The sequence below is a fragment of the Tsukamurella conjunctivitidis genome (assembly GCF_007858475.1).
Taxonomy (GTDB): Bacteria; Actinomycetota; Actinomycetes; order Mycobacteriales; family Mycobacteriaceae; genus Tsukamurella; species Tsukamurella conjunctivitidis.
The window spans coordinates 1-581 of the sequence record NZ_VIGX01000200.1 but is presented as its reverse complement, the minus strand read 5'-3'; the positions used below and the strand labels follow the sequence as shown (position 1 = coordinate 581).

General features: G+C 68.7%; 1 protein-coding gene. It reads left to right on the top strand.

Going from position 1 to position 581, the window contains the following annotated elements; all coding sequences use genetic code 11:
• On the top strand, nucleotides 1–581 hold a 581-nt coding region (locus FK530_RS25035), incomplete at both ends, for a hypothetical protein (protein ID WP_146489494.1).

Below are 581 nucleotides of genomic sequence, written 5' to 3'. Positions count from 1 at the left end.
GTGTCCAAGCACGACACCTCCACCAATGCCAATGACCACAACGAGTCCGACCTGCACACCCGGCTGGGGCGGGCACTGGGGCGCACCGAGGGCAACCCCTTGTTCGTCATCTCGCAGAAGTCGCTGACCGGGCATGCAAAGGGTGGCGCCTGCGTCTTCCAGGTCGCGGGCCTCACGCAGCTCTTCCAGACGGGTGTGGTTCCGGCCAATGCCTCCCTGGACTGCGTGGACGAGGAGATGGCCGTCAACCCGGGTCTGGTGTGGGTCCGTTCGCCACTGGACCTGGGATCGCGCGGTCCCATCCGTGCGGCCTTCGCGACCTCGCTGGGCTTCGGACATGTCTCCTCCCTGGTGGCGGTCGTGAACCCGGGGGCCTTCGAGGCACTGGTGGTGAACGCTGCTGACACCCCCGAACAGGGTCGGGCGGACCTGGAGGCCTGGCGGAGGCGCTCCGACGAGCGTCTGCGTGCAGGCACCCGGCACCGCGAGTCCGGGATGCTCGGCCACACGCCGCTCTTCGAGCCTGTGGAGTCGCGTCGCCTGCCCGAGGAATCGGCCGGTGTGGACCCCCATGAGGTCGA